Origin of the sequence: Marinobacter sp. GH_1, assembly GCF_048595985.1 — a bacterium.
Classification (GTDB): Bacteria; Pseudomonadota; Gammaproteobacteria; order Pseudomonadales; family Oleiphilaceae; genus Marinobacter; species Marinobacter shengliensis.
This window is the reverse complement of the sequence record NZ_CP184460.1, coordinates 4193855-4211587: the sequence shown is the minus strand read 5'-3', so window position 1 is coordinate 4211587 and position 17733 is coordinate 4193855. Positions and strand designations below refer to the sequence as shown.

At 57.7% G+C, this 17733-nt stretch carries 17 protein-coding genes; 9 read left to right on the top strand and 8 right to left on the bottom strand.

The window, feature by feature from the left end; genetic code table 11:
- Positions 1–160: 160 nt before the first annotated feature.
- Positions 161–1492: a DEAD/DEAH box helicase gene (locus ACNSOI_RS19180; RefSeq protein WP_342631437.1), complete on the top strand. Its 1332-nt coding sequence runs from the start codon at positions 161–163 to the stop codon at positions 1490–1492.
- Positions 1493–1601: 109 nt separating this feature from the next.
- On the opposite strand, the gene ACNSOI_RS19175 is transcribed toward ACNSOI_RS19180, so the two are convergent.
- Positions 1602–2330 carry an OmpW/AlkL family protein gene (locus ACNSOI_RS19175; protein WP_152439461.1) on the bottom strand — a complete coding sequence of 243 codons (729 nt, stop codon included), beginning with the start codon at positions 2328–2330 and terminating at the stop codon, positions 1602–1604.
- A gap of 168 nt (positions 2331–2498) precedes the next feature.
- Positions 2499–2963 (bottom strand): winged helix-turn-helix transcriptional regulator, encoded by a 465-nt coding sequence (locus ACNSOI_RS19170; RefSeq protein WP_152439460.1) that lies wholly within the window; start codon positions 2961–2963, stop codon positions 2499–2501.
- Positions 2964–3052: 89 nt separating this feature from the next.
- Between ACNSOI_RS19170 and ACNSOI_RS19165 the strand changes: the two genes are divergently transcribed.
- On the top strand, positions 3053–4165 hold the full coding sequence (locus tag ACNSOI_RS19165) for an NADH:flavin oxidoreductase (protein WP_072675936.1): 1113 nt from the start codon (positions 3053–3055) through the stop codon (positions 4163–4165).
- Between the two features lie 153 nt (positions 4166–4318).
- The gene (bamE, locus tag ACNSOI_RS19160) at positions 4319–4630 is read left to right on the top strand and encodes an outer membrane protein assembly factor BamE domain-containing protein (protein WP_420194800.1); all 312 of its coding nucleotides are present in this window, start codon (positions 4319–4321) and stop codon (positions 4628–4630) included.
- A gap of 39 nt (positions 4631–4669) precedes the next feature.
- On the opposite strand, the gene ACNSOI_RS19155 is transcribed toward bamE, so the two are convergent.
- Together ACNSOI_RS19155 and ACNSOI_RS19150 are read right to left on the bottom strand one after the other, a co-directional pair.
- The gene (locus ACNSOI_RS19155; protein WP_420194799.1) at positions 4670–7507 is read right to left on the bottom strand and encodes a M66 family metalloprotease; all 2838 of its coding nucleotides are present in this window, start codon (positions 7505–7507) and stop codon (positions 4670–4672) included.
- A gap of 141 nt (positions 7508–7648) precedes the next feature.
- Positions 7649–8278, bottom strand: coding sequence for a TetR family transcriptional regulator (locus tag ACNSOI_RS19150; protein WP_342631435.1), 630 nt, complete (start codon positions 8276–8278; stop codon positions 7649–7651).
- Between the two features lie 538 nt (positions 8279–8816).
- Here ACNSOI_RS19150 and ACNSOI_RS19145 point away from each other — a divergent pair.
- A complete protein-coding gene (locus tag ACNSOI_RS19145) occupies positions 8817–10400 on the top strand; it encodes a flavin-containing monooxygenase (RefSeq protein WP_420194798.1) in 1584 nt (527 codons plus the stop codon).
- 63 nt (positions 10401–10463) lie between these two features.
- Here the strand turns inward: ACNSOI_RS19145 and ACNSOI_RS19140 are convergent, their stop codons facing one another.
- Complete coding sequence (locus ACNSOI_RS19140) at positions 10464–10886, bottom strand: hypothetical protein (RefSeq protein ID WP_420194797.1); 423 nt, start codon at positions 10884–10886, stop codon at positions 10464–10466.
- Positions 10825–11487, bottom strand: coding sequence for a nucleotidyltransferase domain-containing protein (locus ACNSOI_RS19135; RefSeq protein WP_420194796.1), 663 nt, complete (start codon positions 11485–11487; stop codon positions 10825–10827). Before ACNSOI_RS19135 ends, ACNSOI_RS19140 begins: the two co-directional genes overlap by 62 nt.
- A 199-nt stretch (positions 11488–11686) precedes the next feature.
- Between ACNSOI_RS19135 and rluF the strand changes: the two genes are divergently transcribed.
- The 4 genes from rluF (at position 11687) to ACNSOI_RS19115 (ending at position 14573) form a co-directional block, all read left to right on the top strand.
- The gene (gene rluF, locus ACNSOI_RS19130) at positions 11687–12676 is read left to right on the top strand and encodes a 23S rRNA pseudouridine(2604) synthase RluF (RefSeq protein WP_420194795.1); all 990 of its coding nucleotides are present in this window, start codon (positions 11687–11689) and stop codon (positions 12674–12676) included.
- A 95-nt stretch (positions 12677–12771) separates the two neighbouring features.
- A complete protein-coding gene (locus ACNSOI_RS19125) occupies positions 12772–13404 on the top strand; it encodes a MarC family protein (RefSeq protein ID WP_420194794.1) in 633 nt (210 codons plus the stop codon).
- A 35-nt stretch (positions 13405–13439) separates the two neighbouring features.
- On the top strand, positions 13440–14024 hold the full coding sequence (locus ACNSOI_RS19120; protein ID WP_058090829.1) for a gamma-glutamylcyclotransferase: 585 nt from the start codon (positions 13440–13442) through the stop codon (positions 14022–14024).
- Positions 14025–14162: 138 nt separating this feature from the next.
- The gene (locus tag ACNSOI_RS19115; protein WP_058090828.1) at positions 14163–14573 is read left to right on the top strand and encodes a hypothetical protein; all 411 of its coding nucleotides are present in this window, start codon (positions 14163–14165) and stop codon (positions 14571–14573) included.
- On the opposite strand, the gene ACNSOI_RS19110 is transcribed toward ACNSOI_RS19115, so the two are convergent.
- Positions 14551–15480 carry a DMT family transporter gene (locus tag ACNSOI_RS19110; RefSeq protein ID WP_072678090.1) on the bottom strand — a complete coding sequence of 310 codons (930 nt, stop codon included), beginning with the start codon at positions 15478–15480 and terminating at the stop codon, positions 14551–14553. The two genes, ACNSOI_RS19115 and ACNSOI_RS19110, sit on opposite strands and share 23 nt — an antisense overlap.
- 243 nt (positions 15481–15723) lie before the next feature.
- Between ACNSOI_RS19110 and ACNSOI_RS19105 the strand changes: the two genes are divergently transcribed.
- Positions 15724–16698 (top strand): LysR family transcriptional regulator, encoded by a 975-nt coding sequence (locus ACNSOI_RS19105; protein WP_420194793.1) that lies wholly within the window; start codon positions 15724–15726, stop codon positions 16696–16698.
- Here the strand turns inward: ACNSOI_RS19105 and ACNSOI_RS19100 are convergent.
- On the bottom strand, positions 16643–17686 hold the full coding sequence (locus ACNSOI_RS19100) for a lipase secretion chaperone (protein WP_420194792.1): 1044 nt from the start codon (positions 17684–17686) through the stop codon (positions 16643–16645). The genes ACNSOI_RS19105 and ACNSOI_RS19100 overlap by 56 nt on opposite strands.
- Between the last annotated feature and the right edge of the window lie 47 nt (positions 17687–17733).

Below are 17733 nucleotides of genomic sequence, written 5' to 3'. Positions count from 1 at the left end.
TTGCCGCTTTGCGAACCTCCATACGACCTGTCAGAGGACGTCACCCCGATATCGGCGTGTGACCGTAGTCGTCTTTTATTCCATGAATGTTCATGGCATCTGCCCGCATTCGCCGCATCCGGTGTTCGTGGAGGCAGAATCAATCAAGAGTATATTTTATATGAGTTTTTCTTCCCTCGGTTTGTCCGAGCAGCTGGTCCGTGCCACTTCCGATCAGGGTTATGACACCCCTTCTCCCATTCAGCTTCAGGCGATTCCTGCTGTGTTGTCTGGTAGAGACGTGATGGCTGCGGCCCAGACGGGAACCGGCAAAACCGCCGGCTTTACCCTGCCTCTTTTGCAGCGCCTGGCGGATAACCCGCGCAATGGCAAAGGCCCCCGTGCGTTGATTCTGACGCCCACCCGGGAGCTGGCAGCACAGGTGCACGACAGTGTGAACCTGTACAGCAAATACGTTCCAACCAAGGCCGCCGTGGTGTTTGGTGGTGTGAAAATCAATCCGCAGATGATGAAGCTGCGCAAAGGCGTTGATGTACTGGTGGCAACACCGGGCCGCCTTATGGATCTTTATCAGCAGAACGCCGTGCGCTTCAACGAAGTGGAAATCCTGGTACTGGACGAAGCCGACCGCATGCTGGACATGGGCTTTATTCGCGATATCCGCAAGATCCTCGCCTTGTTGCCGGCCAAGCGTCAGAACCTGTTGTTCTCCGCCACCTTCTCCAACGAGATCCGTGGTCTGGCTGAGGGCTTGCTGGATAACCCGGTGCAGGTAGAAGTGGCTGCCCGGAACACCTCGGCTGAAAGCATTGTTCAGTCGGTTTACCCGGTTGATCAGAGCCAGAAGACCGCCCTGCTGAGCAAGCTGGTGCGTGACAATGGCTGGGAGCAGGTGCTGGTATTCACCCGTACCAAGCACGGCGCCAACCGCCTGACCCAGAAGCTGGAAAAAGACGGCATTACCGCCGCTGCCATCCACGGCAACAAGTCACAGGGCGCCCGCACCCGTGCGCTGGCGGACTTCAAGGCCGGCGAAGTGCGTGTGCTGGTTGCTACCGATATCGCTGCCCGTGGCCTGGATATCAAGCAGCTGCCCCAGGTGGTGAACTTTGAACTGCCCAACGTGCCGGAAGACTATGTACACCGCATCGGTCGTACTGGCCGCGCCGGCGAAAGTGGCCATGCCTTGTCTCTGGTGAGCGCCGATGAAGGCAAGATGCTGGCGGGCATTGAGCGGCTGATCAAAAAGCAACTGCCGCGCAAGGAAATCGAAGGCTTTGAGCCGAAGAACAACCTGCCGCTGAAGCCTAAAGCGAAGGCGGACCCGAGCAAGGCCCGCAATCGTCGCCCTCAGGGTGGCGCTGGCAAGAGCTTTGGCCCGAAACCGGCTGGTCGCAGCGGCGGTCGTGGCCGTGGTGGTCAGGGCGAAGGCCAGGGCCGTGGCCAGGGGCAGGGCAGAAGTGGCCGGCCGGCTCAGCGCCAGAGCGCCTGATCACCCCGGTTCTCCAGACATAAAAAAGCGGGGCTGCAAAACAGCCCCGCACAGGAGAACGCACCAGCTGGCAGCCCACAGACCAGAAGGCTGCCAGGGGTACGTGGGATCAGAACTTGTAGGTGAAACCGACCATGTAGACCATGGGGTCGATTTCGACTTCAAACTTATCTGTTTGTGCGGCGAAATCACCGTTCGCATCGTAAACCTTCACACGGGCATCGGTATTGATGTCTGCCCACCAGATGGCTGCGTTCAGACCAAAGTTCTCACTCAGCATGTAGTCCATGCCCACTTCCACGGCCACGCCAACGCTGTCGTCCAGGTCCAGCGAGGTGCGGGCTCCAGGGATGCCATATTCTGCAGCAACCACGCTATCCAGAGTTCCGGTGGTCTTCTCTTCAAAGAAAGTGGTGTAGTTCACGCCCACGCCCACGAACGGCTGGAAGGCGGAAGAGCTTGCCATCGGGAAGTACTGCAGTGTCAGGGTTGGTGGCAGGTGCTTGGTTTCGCCCAGCTTGATGTCACTCGGAATATCGCCGCCACCGTTGATGTTGTGCTTGAACGGGGTTGCGCCCAGCAGGCCGACACCGAGGCTGTTGGTGAACATATAGGTGGCACGCAGGCCCAGCTGTGTATTGGAATCGACGGTAACTTTTGAATCCGCACCGGAAAGCAGCGGCGCACCACCCACAGTGATAGAGTCGCTGGAATCATCCGGCGCCACATGCACAACACCCGCACGCAGAATGAAATCACCCGCTTCGAAAGCCTGAACGGCCGGTGCAGTTGCCATCACGGCCGCTGCCAGAACACCCAATTTGAAACTACGAGACATAGCCATCTCCTTATCCATTAAAAGTCGATGGACTCAATGTAATGGAGCGGGGCCGGGGAAACTTGATTTAGCGCAAGAAATGGCGGGCAGCGGATCTGGTTTGGTGTGGCTCTTGATTCAGCTCAAAAAAATCGGGGTGATTCCGGAGAATGCGGTTTGCTCTTATGGTCAGGCCGTTTTGCTGTCGCTTTCAGCATTGTCTGGAACGAACACATCACGGATTGACAGTGGTTGGCCTTCGGCATTGCGCACGGTAACCGGTTGCACCGGCTTACCGGTATCACGATCGCGCAGGTCCAGCGGCTGCCCATCAGGTGCCGGGTTCCATTTGTCGCCCCACTGGCGCAGGGCCACCACCACCGGGAACAGATCCCGGCCTTTCTCTGTCAGGCGGTATTCGAAGCGGGAGCCGTGCTCGCCAACGTCTACTTTGCGAAGCACTTCGTTATCAACCAGGCGTGCCAGGCGGTCGCACAGAATGTTTTTGGCAATGCCCAACTGCTGTTGAAAATCCACAAACCGGCGGGTGCCGTACATGGCGTGCAGCACAATCAGCAGGGACCACCAGTCCCCCACTTCATTCAGGGCACGGGCGACGGAGCAATTGGAGTCATCAAAACGTTTTCTGGCCATGTGAGGGAGTGTACCGAATAGGGTTGCATTTTGAAACCGGATTTAATAGGGTTGCTTAACGAAACCAAATTAATGAGGTTGCACATCACATGAGTATGAATCTTGGTCCTATGTTTGAGCCGTTTGAACTTCACAACCTCAAGCTGCGTAACCGCGTAGCCATGGCTCCGATGACCCGTAACTTCTCGCCCAAGGGCGTACCTGGCCAGAACGTGGTGGACTACTACCGCCGCCGCGCCGAAGCCGGCGTTGGCCTGATCATCACCGAGGGCACCATTGTGAACCACGCGGCGGCCAACGGTTACCCGAATGTACCGGCTTTCTACGGTGACGAAGCCCTGGCCGGCTGGAAGAAAGTGGTCGATGCTGTTCACGAAGCTGGCGGTGCCATTTTCCCGCAGCTGTGGCATGTAGGTGCCGTGCGTAAAGAAGGCACCGAGCCAGATCCGTCCGTCCCCGGATACAGCCCGTCTGGCCTGTTCGCCCCAGGCAAGCCCAACGGCAAGGCCATGACCAAAGAAGACATCCAGGACGTGATCAAAGCCTTCGGCGACGCCGCCCAAGACGCCAAAGCATTGGGTTTTGATGGTGTGGAAATCCACGGTGCCCACGGCTACCTGCTGGACCAGTTCCTGTGGGAAGGCACCAACCAGCGTGACGACGAATACGGCGGCAGCCTGGAAAACCGTCTGCGCTTTGTGGTGGAAATCGTCGAAGAAGTACGCCACCGCGTAGGTCCGGATTACCCGATCATGCTGCGTTTCTCCCAGTGGAAGCAGCAGGCGTACGAAGCGAAACTGGTGAACAGCCCGGAAGAGCTCGAACGCTTCCTGAAGCCGTTGGTTGAGGCCGGCGTCGACATTTTCCACGCCTCCACACGCCGCTTCTGGGAGCCGGAATTCGAGGGTTCCAACCTGAACCTGGCTGGCTGGACCCAGAAACTTTCCGGCAAGCCGACCATGTCTGTTGGCAGCGTGGGCCTGACCGAAGACTTCATCAGCGGCACCTTCGCCAGCAAGCAGGAAGCCGTGGAGCAGTCCGGCATCGACGAGCTGGTAGAGCGAATGAACAACGGCGAGTTCGACTTGATTGCGGTCGGTCGGGCCCTGCTGCAAGACCCGGAGTGGCTGGTGAAAGTGAAAGAAGGCCGGCTGAACGAAGTGGAAGCCTTCGCCAAGAAATCCCTGGCCAAGCTTTACTGATCGATCTATCCCTTCGATCCTGCTTGCCGCGGCGCCTGTTCAGGCCCCGCGGCTTTTTTGTGGGTGAAAGTTATCCGGTTGTTAATCGCACAGTTTTACAGAACCGCTATGCTGTGTTCAGTAATGACTCAACCATCGAAAAAGGAGTTGTATATGGCAGTGGCTCGACATCTGAAACTGGCTGGCATGACCTTGTTGTTGGCGACCCTGGTGGGCTGCGCGACGGTAGGCCGCGATTTTGCGACCCACAATGTGGACCAGCTCCGCATTGGTGAAACCACCCGGGCGGACATTCAGGATATGTTCGGCGAGCCCTGGCGCACCGGGGTGGAAGACGGCAAGCGCACCTGGACTTATGGCAAGTATCGCTGGTCTGCCTTTGGTGATGCCGAAACGACGGACCTGGTGGTGCGGTTCAACAGCGATGGTACTGTGTCATCTTACGTGTTTAATACCACGGAGTAATCGAAGTAGAGGGCCTGGCGATCAGGCCCTTTATCTGTCTTAGTGTTGGTAAAGCGTCTGGAGAATATGGCCCGGTAGCGCCGCGAGCAGCGGGATTCCGGATACGGTAACACCCTGCCAGTGCTGGTTGCCGTTGCCATGGCATCCGTACATCAGGACGGTCTGATTGTGCCAGGCGTAATCGATGCATTGCCCTGAGCCAAGGTTCTGCAAGGTGGTGTCTTCCCGGTGCCGCCACTGCTGGTTCTCTTGCGAAGGGTCGCACTGGGCAAGGCCGAGCCGCCCACTGGTGGGCGCCAGGCAGAGCCATGGCTTATCAACCGGGTGCAGGCTACCGCGGGCCGACATCAGCCAACGGGCGGCGTCCGGGTGCTCATCTGCATCGTTAAACACGGGCAGATAACCGTTTTCATCAGGGATGAGGCCAATCTGCTGGTTGCCGTTGCGGAGCACGGTTCCTTCAAGCTCCATATCCTCTGCCGTCCTTATGTAGCCCTTTTGAATCAGGAAATCGGTCAATTTGCCTCGTATTTCCGTCTGGCTGGCATTGCCGTGTTCCAGCCTGGTGATCAGAGCCCGCGCTGAGGATACGTGCTTCTGGCGCTGTTGAAGCGCCTGAAACACCTGTTTGGCTTGATTACTCAGGGCGTTGATGAGTTCAGCGCTGTCATAGCTGGCAAGCAGCACCTGAGTGTTGGCATCGACAAGCGGGAAGGCGTCGTCTGCCAGATTTCCAAGCGTCTCGTTAAGCGTGGCGATTTCCCGCGCTGCCAGTTGTTTGAAACCGCGTTCCTGGCCCACGATCGCAGCCGGGGGCAGCTCAGGAATCTGGCCATCAAAGCTGGTGCGGGCAAGCTCAGCCACTGAGCCATTGCGGCGGCAGTTCAGTGTGGCTTCCGTTGGCCGGAAGTCGGCTTCCAGGTTCACATGGAACTGGTTGATGGTGGCGTTGGTATGCCGGCCGGCTGCCAGGGCGATCTGTTTCTGCTGGTTTGCCCCGTTGCGGACGGTAAGCCAGCAGCTGTCGCCCGTTGGCGCGGGCTTTGGTAACTCGAACACGTTGCCGTAGTTTCCGTGGAACACCGGGTAGATCACCGCATTGCTGCCATCCGGGTCATACCCACCTAATAACGTGGCTACTGGCACACCCACCTGCAAGGGCACCCGGGGCTGTATTCCATCTGTAAACATATGGGGTTCATACTGGCCGGTTTCCGTGTTCCACATTTTATAACCAGTGGCGTAGCTGGTATCCGGAATCGGGAACTGCGCCAGATCGTTCTGGATGATTCTGGCGGTATAGCCGGTGTAATGGGTGTAGTGGGAGAAACGATTTCCACCGCCACCGCCAGACATGGAGTCGTAACGGTAGGGAATCCGTCCCAGGAAGTGGGAACCGTCAGGCAGCTTATCCTCTGACCAGCTGTTGTGGGACAGGTTGTCTCGCATCCGGTTCCGGTGGGCAATAAAGCCCCAGCCGCTATCAGCATGATGACGCTGCCATCGGCCGTCTTCCGTCAGGTTGGCGCCCGGATAATGGCCCAGGCCGTAGGCATGGCCCCACTCATGGCTTGCCTCATTACCCCAGCTGTCATAGAGGGTGCCAATGCCGTTACCACCGCTGAGGCCATGTCCCTGACGGCCATTCTGATAGTTGCCCCAGGCATGGTGATTGGTAATTTGCTTGAACACGTGGCCATAGCGCTGGCTCATGTTGCTGCTGGTTACGCCGTAATTGGCCTGATTGATGCCAACACTGACTTGTGATTTCGCCACGTTCTCACGCATGTCACCGCTGTAGACGCCGCCCTCGCTGTCGCTGACAGAATCGTAGATCTTGCCGTTGGCGATGATTACCCGGTCCAGTTCCATATCGGCGTAACTGGCCATGATCATCTTGGAAACCGGCATGGTCTGGAAATAATCGGTGGCCGCCATTACCGGATCGCGCAGGGTGAAATGGCCGTTATTGTGATCAACATGGGTAAGCATGCCCAGCCGAATCGACTGAAATACGATCTGACTAGCTTCGCCGATATCGATATCCGCAGCAGCAAGGGTACCGGAACGCTCATCGGGTGCACCCTTGTTGACGATAAAAGTTACCGACAAGCCGTTGCGAACCAGGTTCCACGGCAGCGTGGTGCTCCAGGCCCGCGTTGAATACTCGATTCGATGCCTGCCTTCGTGGTCTGAGGCTGGCAGATCATTTGGATGAACAAGGGCCAACTCTCCAATGGGGGCTCCATTTTGGTGAAGTTGGGCATGCACCGTTACTGGTGTTTCTGACGCCTCCGGTGTGAACATCAGCAAGGCCTCGCGCAAGGCCACCAGCCGAGGCTTGTAGTGGCTGCGAGTTTCGTCACCGGCGTCCCGGTCATAATTACCATTGGGTTTGACGGTGTGGGACTGCGCGAACATGACTTCACCGGCCAGGTTTCCGTTGCTCAGATCGTTGCGCAGGGGCCGCAGATCGCCATCGTAATCCGTTGCCCGGAAATCCACTGCCTGCCGAGGCTGGAATTCGGCAGTGTGGGCGACGGTCAGAGCTGCATCAAATGGCTGACTGAGGCCATCCTTTGTGATCACCAGCTGGAACGGATGGTAGGCGGTGACATCGCCGGTCTCGGGGGTGCCGGTGATCACACCGCTGGTGCTGTCCAGTGACGCCCAGTCTGGCAGGCCTTTGGCCGAGAACCGGATAGCGGAGGCGTTGCCCGAGAGGGCCGGTTGAAACTGGAACGGTAAGCCGGCGACGGCCATTTGAGGTGCGTTGGTTATTGTGGGCAGGTTGGCAGAGGACTCATCGGAATCGGATCCGCCGCATCCTGAAAGCAGTAAACCGGCGGCGCAAAGCGCTGAGAATTTCCGAATCATAAGTAATATCTTCCATGTGACGAGCTATGGTGACGGAAGATAGATACGCCCCATACAGACAGAAAGCGATACTGTGTTACTTATTGTACGATGTGCTTTAGTGCACGAAGGCGGGTTTGGCCAGGTCTCAAACCTTTTAAATTATCGGGACTTGGCGAAGTTGATAATGTCTTCCTCAGATTGGGACTCAACCAGCGCCCCCCGGAACTGCCGGTTGATAAACCGTTCGGTTTCCTGCTGAATCTTTTCCCGCTGCTCGGGCTTCTCAATGTAATCCATGGCCCGGAACAGGATATAGCGGATGGTCATGTGGGAAACCTCATGCACCACAGCGGCCTCCACACCCGGCACCAATCCCCGCTCAAGAATGTCCTCCGCCATCTCCCGGGCACTGGCATCCAGCTGCGCCTCCAGCGCCCGGCGTAACACCGGCGAGGGCCCGTGCAGTTCGCGGACGGCTACCGTGGTGGCGGCGGGATTGGCGAGGAAGTAGTGGTACACAAAGGTGACGGTGTCGTGGGATGCCTGCTCGGATGAGTCCGCCATCTGCCGCAGTTGCCGCACTCCGGTTTTCATGTCCTCGGCGATATACCCCAGTACCTGCAGCCCGAACTCGTCCAGACTCTTGAAGTGCCGGTAAAAGGTATTCGGATTCAACCCAGCCTCACGGGCCAGCTCCCGCAGCCCGAGTGATGTCAGGCTCCGTGTTTCGGTAATCAACCGCAGTGCGGCCTGTACCAGTTTCAGTTTTCCGCCGGCCAGTGTGTTCATCTAAGCCTCGTGTTTTTGGAGTTAGGCCGGTCTGGTAGACCTTTCGAAAACCGCTGCGAGTACGTCCATGTACGCTTGCTTTCCGCCATCCATGGCTACAAGCATTTTCGAAAGGTCTACCAGACCGGCCTCTCTAACATTTGAGTATGCGGGCCCTCCCAATTTCACTATTTGGGAGACGGCCTTCATAAAAGTCTAAAGGTTGGTTTGGGGATGGCTTTCCAAAACTGTGCGGAGCCATGGATGGCGGAGCCCAAGCGTCACATGGATGTGCCGAAGGAGCGTGTTTTGGAAAGCCATCCCCAAATCAACCAAACACCATAAGCCAAAGGCCAGCCGGTGCTATCTACCCAAGCAAGCGGCGAACCGAGCACCCAATCTAAAGGCCGCACAGGCCAACAATCTGTCACCCAAGGCCAAACACCCGAACCAGAGTATACAAGTGTCTACCCATGGCGGTATACATGTGTCTACCGGTCAATGATGACCACCCAGACAAAAACAGGCAAGGCCAAACAGGCCACACAGGAGTGCAGCAATGACACAAACCGCACAGATCGCCATCATCGGCACCGGCTTCTCCGGCCTCGGCATGGCCATCAAACTCAAAGAAGCCGGCTTCAACGACTTCGTTATCCTCGAACAAAGCGACGACATCGGCGGCACCTGGCACGAAAACCACTACCCCGGTTGCGCCTGCGACGTGCAATCTGCGCTGTACTCCTTCTCATTCGAACAGAACCCCAACTGGACCAGGATGTTCGCGCCCCAGCCGGAAATCAAAGCCTACCTGCGCCACTGCGCGGAAAAGTACGGCCTGCTCGAACACATCCAGCTCAATACCTACGTGGCGGGTGCCCGCTGGAATGAAAAAACCGGGGCCTGGACCATCGAAACCTGCGACAGCCCCAAGCTCTGGGCCTACATGCAAACCAACAACCTGAAGCCCGGGGATGTCCTGGATCGCAGCGATAAAACCCTGCCCAGGTTCCGCAAGCTGCACGCCCAAGTGCTGGTATCCGGCATGGGTGGCCTGAGTACACCTGCCTACCCGGATATCAAGGGCATGGACACCTTCACCGGTACCAGCTTCCACTCCCAGAACTGGGACCACGACTATGATTTTCGCGGCAAGCGAGTGGCGGTGATCGGCACCGGAGCCTCGGCCATCCAGTTTGTGCCGGAGATCGCCAAGGATGCGGCCCACCTGGACCTTTACCAGCGTACCCCACCCTGGATCATGCCCAAGCCGGACCGGGAGATCCGCCCGCTGGAGCGGATGATGTTCCGTAAGGTGCCGCAGACCCTGAATGCGTTTCGTCAGAGCATCTACTGGACGCTGGAAGCCCGGGTGCTGGGCTTTGTCGGTAACCCGCGCATCCTGAAAATCGGTGAGCTGCAGGCCCGGCGCCATATTCGCAGTCAGATCAAAGACAAGGAACTGCGCAAGAAGGTGACGCCGGATTTCCATTTCGGCTGCAAGCGGGTGCTGATCTCCAATAATTACTATCCGGCGCTGGATCAGGATCATGTGGACGTGCTCACCGATGGCATCCGTGAGGTGAAAGGCAACACCATCGTGGATAGCAATGGCACCGAGCGCCAGGTGGACTGCATCGTTTACGGCACCGGCTTCAAGGCCCAGGAGCCGATTCCCCGGGGCATGATCTTTGGCCGTGGCGGCCAGGACCTGCTCGATGCCTGGCGCGAAGGGGCGGAAGCCTACAAGGGCACCACGGTAGCCGGCTTCCCCAATTTCTTCATGCTGATGGGCCCGAACACCGGGCTGGGGCACAGCTCCATGGTGTACATGATCGAATCCCAGGTTCAGTACGTGCTGGATGCCCTGAAAAAAATGCAGCACCGGGGCTGGAAGACGGTGGAAGTGAGGGAAGACGCCGTCAGCCAGTACAACGCCTCGATTCACGCCAAGCTTGGTGATTCCGTGTGGCAGACCGGCTGCAAGAGCTGGTACGTGAACGAGAATGGTAAGAACACCACCCTGTGGCCGGGCTTTACCTGGCAGTTCCGGCAGCAGACTAAGCGTTTTGATGCCGAGCAGTATGTGTGTGAAGCGGCGGAGGTAATGGAGCAGGGTGGCGAGCCGGCATTGGCGGGTTGACCACTTCCTGGCCACCGGAGGGTGCTATCGCCGGTGGCCAGGTCCTAAAGCGTTCAGTCTCTGTCAGCGACGAATATCCAGAGAATTAACCAAGGCGTGAATTTCTTCCGCTACCTTGAGAAGCCCCAGAACGAGATTCTTATCCACGTCGATGACACCCTCGTACTCGGCTAGATTTCGTTTGCGGTGGGCCTGATCAAGAACTCTCCACTTTGCCGAGGGCAGGTCGAGTGTGTGCTGCAGGCATTGGAACACCAGGTAACGACTATCTGATCGATACCCGTGATACCGCAAAGCTGCCAACGCCAAGGCATGCGCAGCGTTATAGGCGAGATCGAAGCGGCTCTCCAGACTGAGTGATTCCAGAGCAGCGTCTTTGAGCCGGATGGAGCCGGATTGAACCAAGCCACTGATCTCTTCGGTATCAGGTGTTTCGTGGTGAAGTTTTCTGATCTGGACCAGGTTGTCCAATGCTTCCTTGTTCATCGATGATTCCCTTCAATAATAAAACTGGCCCGTTCAATACCTTTCTGATGAATGGGTTGTCCTGTTTGCGGCGCTTTTCAAATTCATCCCTTGAATAGAGTGTCGGGTTAATTGGTCTGGACAATTCACCTTCTGCTCCTTCAAGAGCGCTGAAGATATCTTCGAGTGAGAGTGTGTCAGACACCAACAATACGTCAATATCGCTATCAGCTCGGTCGGTTTGTTTGGCTACGGACCCATAGATAAAAGCCAGTTCAATCTCATGGGCAACCGGTTGAAGGGCTTTCTTGATAATCTCCGTTGGCCCCAGGGTTTTAACAATCAATGCGCTCAGCTCGCCAAATATTGGCGACGCCATGTTGGCATGATAGCTCTTTTGTCGCCCCCGATACTGGACGTTCACAAGTCCACTTTCGGTCAGTCGGGCGACTTCTCTTTGGACTGCTCCTGAGCCGGCTTTGGCTTGCTCAATCAGTTCACCCATCGTAAAACTTCTGTCAGGTTGCAAAAAAAACAGACGTAGCACTTTCTGACGGGTACTGGAAAAAAGTGCGTCGGCAATGCTGGTGTCTTCATAATGGCCGGGGTTTGTTGAGATCATCGAGGCGCCCATGCAATTTAATACCCATATTGGGCAAAATTATACCCTAATTGGGTAGATTGCAAGGAGTGGTTGTTCTTGGCATGGTGCTGAACCTTGGGTTGCGGCCAACGATAGTTGCCGTCGTCCAATCCCGATGGGATGATGCGCGGATTGCATTGCACGCTATCCGTTCATCATCCGCATCTGGCAGGGCTTCATGGTCAACAGGACATCCACCCGACTGAACAAATACATCAGCGAGAGCGGCATGTGTTCGCGACGGGATGCTGACCGTTACATCGAGCAGGGCAACGTGCACATCAACGGTCGGCGGGCCCAGGTGGGCGATCAGGTGTTGCCGGGCGATGTGGTGAAAGTGAACGGCCAGGTGGTGGAGCCCCGGGACGAGGAAGATCTGGTCTTCATTGCCCTGAACAAACCGGTGGGTATTGTCAGCACCACCGACAGCGCGGAGAAAGACAACATCCAGCGTTTTGTCGGCCACAGCGAGCGCATTTTCCCCATTGGCCGCCTAGACAAGGACTCCCAGGGACTGATCTTCCTCACCAGCAATGGTGACCTGGTGAACAAGATCCTGCGGGCCGGCAACAACCACGAGAAAGAATACCTGGTGACCGTCGACAAGCCGGTAACCCGGGAGTTTGTGGAAGGCATGAGCAACGGCGTGCCGATTCTGGGGACCATGACCAAGCGCTGCAAGGTGGAGAAAGTCTCCCGGTTTGTCTTCCGGATCATATTGGTGCAGGGCCTGAACCGTCAGATCCGCCGGATGGCGGAATACTTTGGCTATGAGGTGACCAAGCTCGAGCGGGTGCGGATTATGAACGTCAGCCTGCAGGGTTTGCCGGTAGGCGCCTGGCGGGATCTGACGGAGAAGGAACTGGCGGTACTGTTTGATGCCATCCGGGATTCGTCTTCGGAAGCAACGCAGCCGGCGGCCAGCAAGCCCCGCAAGAAACCCGCCGGTCCCAAAGGTGCCCGCCCGGGTGCCGGTGGTAAACCGGCCAGGGCTGGCGCAAAACCGTCAGGTAAACCTTCCCCCGGTCGAGGTGGAAAGGGAACTGGCAAAGGCACCGGCAAACCGCCCGCAGGTAAACCTGGCCGTGGCCCGAAGGCCGGTGGGCGCACGACCGGCCCGAAGGGCAAACCCGGCAAGCCGCGCAAGCCCTCCATCAAGAAGCGTTGATCCGCTCCGCCGGCCAATAGGTTCTCTTCCTTACGGCAGAATCTGCCCACAGGCGCTATGCTTACCGGCTTTAACCCCTGGCCGGATTTGCTTTAATGTTTGAAACGTTTTTTGCCACTTACCTCAGCAGTACCATCCGTTTCCTGTTCCTGCTGGCACCGTTCTTTGTGGTCACCATGTTCCTGGCGCTGACCCGCGGCCTACCGGCGGCGGAGAAGGCGTCGATCATTCGCCGGGCCTGTGTTTCGGCGTTCGTTTTGGGCGTGGTGCTGTTCTTTGCCGGGCCGCTGTTGTTCAGCGCTATCGGTATTACCCTGAACTCGTTCCGTATTGGCGCCGGCAGCCTGCTGTTCCTCACCGCCATCAGCCTGGTCACCAGCGGCACCCGCAACCATGCCACCGGCCTACCGGAAGAAGACCGCGACGACATCGCCGTGGTGCCCCTGGCCATTCCGGTGATGATCGGCCCGGCCACCATCGGTGCCATCATGGTCTACGGTGCTGAGCTGAAAGCCGTGCACGAAGTGGCTGGCGGCTTGCTGGGCCTGGTGTCCGGCTTGCTGATTCTGGCGGTGTTGTTGCGGTTGTCGGGCTACCTGGAGAAAGTGCTGGGTAAAACCGGCCTGAACATCATGTCGAAAATCAGTGGCCTGATACTCTCTGCCATGGCGGCGGAAATCGTGCTGACCGGTATCGCCGGCTTTATTGCAAGCACTCAAGGCGCCTGACAGAATCAGGCTTTTGTATCCTCTGCAGGTTTGTTATGCCCGCCAACACCATTGATCACAATCGTACCCGCTACAACTTTGACGGCATCGACTCTGTCTGGTTGTTCGGTTACGGCTCTTTGATTTACAAGGTGGATTTCCCGTTCCTGGAACAGCGGCCGGCATCCATTCGCGGTTGGGCACGCCGGTTCTGGCAAGGGTCCCATGACCATCGTGGTACGCCCGAGGCTCCTGGCCGGGTGGTCACGCTGATCGAGCAACCCGGAGCGGTCTGCCGGGGCATGGCGTTCCGGGTTTCACCGAATGTTTTCGAGTATCTGGATGTACGGGAAAAGAACGGCTACCTCCGCTTCAGCACCACCATGACGTTTGATGATGGCAGCCATGCCGAGGGCTTGGTGTATATCGCCACCGAGGATAACGAGGCGTTTCTGGGCGAGGCCCCGGAAGCCGACATTGCCGCCCAGATTGCCGCAGCGGTTGGCCCCAGTGGGCCCAATTCCGAATATCTGCTCAGGCTGGCGGAGTCCCTGCGGGCGTTGGGGGATGACTGCCGCCATACCTTTTCAATTGAATCTCACCTCACTCGTTCCGGGCCTGTCGAGGCTTCGGACAGTTAAACGTCAACCCATGTAAAGCTTGTGCAAAACAGGCCCTTGGGCACTGACATCTCCCTTCTTATCATTAATCTGGTGGCAAGGCTTCACGGAATGTTTCCGTTTAGCATGGTTCCAGTCGGTATGGACGGGAGAGTCACTATGAAACGATTTCTGATCAGCAGTACCCTGATTGTCGCTCTGGGCTTTGCCGGTATTGCCCAGGCAGACGGCTACCGTGGTCACGGACATCCGCCGGGTATACAGAAGCAATTGGATCGGGGCAAGGCGCTGCCACCGGGGCATCAAAAGAAAATGCTGCGGGCCGAGCACCGCCGGTCGTACCATGATCGTCACCGCGACAACCGTTATCGGGATAATCGCCACAAGCATCGGTATGACCGCCGGGACTATGGCAAAAAGCACTCCCATTACCGGTACAAACCGAAGTACCACAATCATCGCAGTGGTTACCGGTCATCCCTGGGCTATAACGACCGGATGCCGCCAGAGTATCGGGCAGCCCGGATCATTCGTGATACCCAGATTCTTATTGACCAGACCCGCCGGTAGGTTCGGCAATCAGCCTTTCCGAAGTTGATTCCCGGGTCGCGGGGTTGAAGCCCCGTGCCGGGGAGCGGCGCCGGTGCCGCAGGCCAATCAGTACCAGCGGCACCACAATCATCAGACTGCCGGCCAGGAACCACAGGTCCGGCACCTCACCAAACCAGATCCAGCCAATGGCAACCGCCCAGATCAGCCCGGTGTATTCGGCGCTGGTGACTTGGTTGGCATCCACCTGCCGGTAGGCCAGCAATACCGTGATGTTGTACCCCAGGATGAACAGGGCTGAGCCGGCGGCGCTGATCAGGATCTGCGGGTTCCACGCGGCGCCTTCCCAGAACGCCAGGGCCGCTGCGGCCGGCACGATCAGCAGGTAGTTCAGGAACAGTTTGTGGACGGTGGTCTGTTCCCTGGGCAGCTGGCGCACCATCACGGCGTTGATGGCGAGGGCGAAGGCAGAGCCCAGGGCCGCAATCACTGCCCAGTTGAATTCCACCGGGCGCAGAATGACGATGATGCCGGCGAAGCCACTGAAGACGGCGGTGACGCTCAGGGGTGTGAGTTGTTCCCGGAAGAAGAAGGCGGAGAGCACCATCACCAGTATCGGGGCGGCGTAAAACAGGGCGTTGGCGGTGGCCAGCGGTAAATTGGTGAGGGCGATCACCATGCACACGATGCCGACCAGGTGGATGTGGGCGCGGATGGCGTGGATTTTCAGGCCGCCGAAGAGGTTCTGGCGGTCGAGTTTGCGGGCCAGGGGGATCAGGAAGGCCAGGGTCAGGAGGCAGCGCAGGAAGGCGAACTGGAAGACGGGGGCGCCGGGTTCCAGCATTTTGATAAATACATCGGAGAGGATGGCCATGGCGTTGCCGATGACCAGCAGCAGAATGGCGCTGTTGACGGTTTTGCCTGACACGTTGGTGCTCTCCTCTTTATCCTGGCCTTCGTGGTTTGGTGGAAGGATCAGGTCGGGCTGCCCCTCCGAAAACCGCTGCAAGTACATCCCTGTACGCTTGCTTTCCGCCATCCATGGCTACAAGCATTTTCGGAGGGGCAGCCCGACCTGATCCCTTAATCTCGGTGGAGAGTCTAATGAAGTGCTAATATCCGATAAAATGATGATTATTAGCTATTCATTAGAAAATTAGATACCAAGCCGATGAAACTACCTCCACTCAAAGCCCTACCTGTATTCGAGGCCGCTGCACGCCTCAACAGCTTTTCGGCCGCTGCCGAGGAACTGTCGATCACCCAGAGTGCTGTCAGTCACCAGATCAAACAGCTGGAAACCTATTTGGGTGAGCGGCTGTTCTGGCGTTCGGGCAGGAAGGTGGCGTTGACGGATGAGGGGCGGCAGTATCTGGATGCGATTGGTTCGGCACTGTTGCAGATCGAGCGGGCCAGTGAGCAGCTGTTGGGGCATGAGGAGTCGCGGTTGCGGTTGTCGGTGTTCAGTTCGTTTGCGGTGCGCTGGCTGGCGCCGAGGTTGCCGGATTTGCAGCGGCTGCATCCGCAGATTGATCTGGCTCTGGAGATGAGTAGTGAGAATCCGGTGTTGTCGGATCGGGTGGCGGATTGTTTTATTACGATTCACCGGGATTCACGGGCCTACAGTTACGATCTGCTGTATGAGGAGCGGTTGTTTCCGGTGTGCAGTCAGGATTATTGGCAGCGTATACGGCGGGAGTTGGGGCGGGATGCGGAGCCCGAGCGGCGGGATGAGCCGCCGGTAGCGCCGGCAGAGATGGCCCGGTTTCCGTTGCTGTCGACTCACAGTATTTATGACCGGCAGGGCGGTGACTGGGAGGCCTGGTATCAGGAGGCCGGTATGAAGCTGCCTGAATCCAGTCGGCTGCTGCATTCCAGCCATATGCTGTTGTCGCTGGAGGCGGCGCGTTTTCATCAGGGTATTGCGTTGACCAATGACTACATGCTCAGTACCCGCAAGGATTCGGCGGATTTTGTTCGGTTGCCCGCGCATTCGGTGGTGACAGGTGACAAGTTCTACTTTGCCTGGAAGACCAGTCGCCGGCGGGAGCGTGGGATTCAGACGCTGCGCCGCTGGCTGGTGGATGAGGCTATTCGGGGTGGTTTGCGATCGGGTAGCGCCGGGAGCCGGCATCCAGAGCTCTGACTCTCAGCCGCTCAGGGCCTTCAAAGAGACGCTGTTGTAACTCGCTGACAGCGGTTTGCTGGTCTTCAGGGCTCAGGTTGGCGTTGGTGATCCGGGCTTTTTCTTGCCGGTAATGGTCAAGCCGGCTTTGCCATTGCTGTTGCTGTAAATCGAGTTCCGCCAGGTTGGCTGCGGCGGTTTCGCCCAGGTTTTGTGCCCTTAGCTGGAAAATGTCGGCGTCTGTGGCGCCGTTGCTTCTCATGGCTTCGGTCTTTTCGAACAGGTTGCTGTTGATGGTGGCCCGGGCTCGGGTTCGTTGAATGTGTTCAGGCAGGGCGTGTTCCAGTTGTGCCAGTTGTTGGGCTTTTTGTTGTTCGGTGAGCGCTTCGTTGCGTTCAATCGTCAGTCTCTCGAGAGTGTAGTTGTCGAGTTGCTCGTCTTCGCCGAAAAAGGCTGCGTGGGTTTGCGGTGTGAAATGCTCGGCGCGGGCCGCCTGCAATGCTTTCTGGCGCAGGGTCAAAGCGTTGAGATCGAAGCCATAGTGGTCAAGACCCGGTGGCAGGTTCTGGTCAATGCGGGTGAGTTCCAGCCGGTAGTTAACGTAATCGTTGAGCAATGCCAGGGCCTGGCTTCGAGCCGGTTCGTCCAGCCGGTCAGCCAGCGTTGCTCTGATACGGTTGAGAATCAGGTCCATGGGTTCCCGATCCAGAGTGGCCAGGTGAAAATCAAACAGGTTGCGCAGGTTTTCATCCGGGACCAGGTGGTGGTTGGCATCGACTGAAAGCGCACCCTTCGGTTCCAGGCCAACGAGTTCAGGAGGCAGCTCCGGGACGTTTTGCTGGCTGAGGTTGTGCGCAGGTAGTCCGGGGGTACCAGCCTGGTCGGTGGAGATTTTCGGTGCCTGAATAGCGGTTTCTGGACCCTCGGTGGTTCCCCGTTGGGTCAGAGTCAGGGCGCCGGCTATGGTGACAATGCCGGCCACCAGAAGGAGGCAGCTGCGATGGTTCATGAATATAAGCTCCTGAAGGCACCCCACCGGGCTGGCCAGTGGGGTGT

What these genes read in the sequence shown, in the direction of transcription:
- ACNSOI_RS19150 (WP_342631435.1), bottom strand. Translation starts at nt 8,278, where the DNA reads ATGAACACACTGGCCGGCGGAAAACTGAAACTGGTACAGGCCGCACTG.
- ACNSOI_RS19115 (WP_058090828.1), top strand. Translation starts at nt 14,163, where the DNA reads ATGAAACGATTTCTGATCAGCAGTACCCTGATTGTCGCTCTGGGCTTT.
- ACNSOI_RS19180 (WP_342631437.1), top strand. Translation starts at nt 161, where the DNA reads ATGAGTTTTTCTTCCCTCGGTTTGTCCGAGCAGCTGGTCCGTGCCACT.
- ACNSOI_RS19175 (WP_152439461.1), bottom strand. Translation starts at nt 2,330, where the DNA reads ATGTCTCGTAGTTTCAAATTGGGTGTTCTGGCAGCGGCCGTGATGGCA.
- ACNSOI_RS19100 (WP_420194792.1), bottom strand. Translation starts at nt 17,686, where the DNA reads ATGAACCATCGCAGCTGCCTCCTTCTGGTGGCCGGCATTGTCACCATA.
- ACNSOI_RS19145 (WP_420194798.1), top strand. Translation starts at nt 8,817, where the DNA reads ATGACACAAACCGCACAGATCGCCATCATCGGCACCGGCTTCTCCGGC.
- bamE (WP_420194800.1), top strand. Translation starts at nt 4,319, where the DNA reads ATGGCAGTGGCTCGACATCTGAAACTGGCTGGCATGACCTTGTTGTTG.
- ACNSOI_RS19165 (WP_072675936.1), top strand. Translation starts at nt 3,053, where the DNA reads ATGAGTATGAATCTTGGTCCTATGTTTGAGCCGTTTGAACTTCACAAC.
- ACNSOI_RS19105 (WP_420194793.1), top strand. Translation starts at nt 15,724, where the DNA reads ATGAAACTACCTCCACTCAAAGCCCTACCTGTATTCGAGGCCGCTGCA.
- ACNSOI_RS19120 (WP_058090829.1), top strand. Translation starts at nt 13,440, where the DNA reads ATGCCCGCCAACACCATTGATCACAATCGTACCCGCTACAACTTTGAC.
- ACNSOI_RS19135 (WP_420194796.1), bottom strand. Translation starts at nt 11,487, where the DNA reads ATGATCTCAACAAACCCCGGCCATTATGAAGACACCAGCATTGCCGAC.
- ACNSOI_RS19170 (WP_152439460.1), bottom strand. Translation starts at nt 2,963, where the DNA reads ATGGCCAGAAAACGTTTTGATGACTCCAATTGCTCCGTCGCCCGTGCC.
- ACNSOI_RS19125 (WP_420194794.1), top strand. Translation starts at nt 12,772, where the DNA reads ATGTTTGAAACGTTTTTTGCCACTTACCTCAGCAGTACCATCCGTTTC.
- ACNSOI_RS19140 (WP_420194797.1), bottom strand. Translation starts at nt 10,886, where the DNA reads ATGAACAAGGAAGCATTGGACAACCTGGTCCAGATCAGAAAACTTCAC.
- ACNSOI_RS19155 (WP_420194799.1), bottom strand. Translation starts at nt 7,507, where the DNA reads ATGATTCGGAAATTCTCAGCGCTTTGCGCCGCCGGTTTACTGCTTTCA.
- rluF (WP_420194795.1), top strand. Translation starts at nt 11,687, where the DNA reads ATGGTCAACAGGACATCCACCCGACTGAACAAATACATCAGCGAGAGC.